Raw genomic sequence first — 368 nt, forward strand, 5'->3', positions numbered from 1 at the left:
GGGTGGTACGCGAGATCTGTCAAGTATTGCCTCGGTTGAGGTGCTAAAAGGGCCGCGTGCTGCGTTATTTGGTCGGGGAGAACCTGGCGGAGTGGTTAACTTAATAACTAAACGGCCAGCATTTGATACCGCAGGCGAACTAAAACTTGCTGTTGCAAGTGAGGATACCTATAGGGCTGATATAGATTACACCACTGGGGTTTCTGATGATGTTGCAATTAGACTGATCGGTTTTTATGAAGATTCAAATAGCTTTAGAGACACCATTAAAAAAACCAAACAAGGCGTTAGCCCATCAGTAGCTTGGTATATTAACGACAATAGTGAACTGATTTACGAACTTGAATACAGTAAGCAAACAATACCTT

1 protein-coding gene is annotated in these 368 nt (G+C 42.9%); it reads left to right on the forward strand.

Going from position 1 to position 368, the window contains the following annotated elements; translation table 11 throughout:
- Positions 1-368 (forward strand): TonB-dependent receptor plug domain-containing protein (locus tag AAEY62_RS20815; protein ID WP_350636186.1); only part of this gene is annotated, 368 nt, incomplete at both ends.

The sequence above is a fragment of the Pseudoalteromonas sp. GW168-MNA-CIBAN-0100 genome, assembly GCF_040309225.1.
Classification (GTDB): Bacteria; Pseudomonadota; Gammaproteobacteria; order Enterobacterales; family Alteromonadaceae; genus Pseudoalteromonas; species Pseudoalteromonas arctica.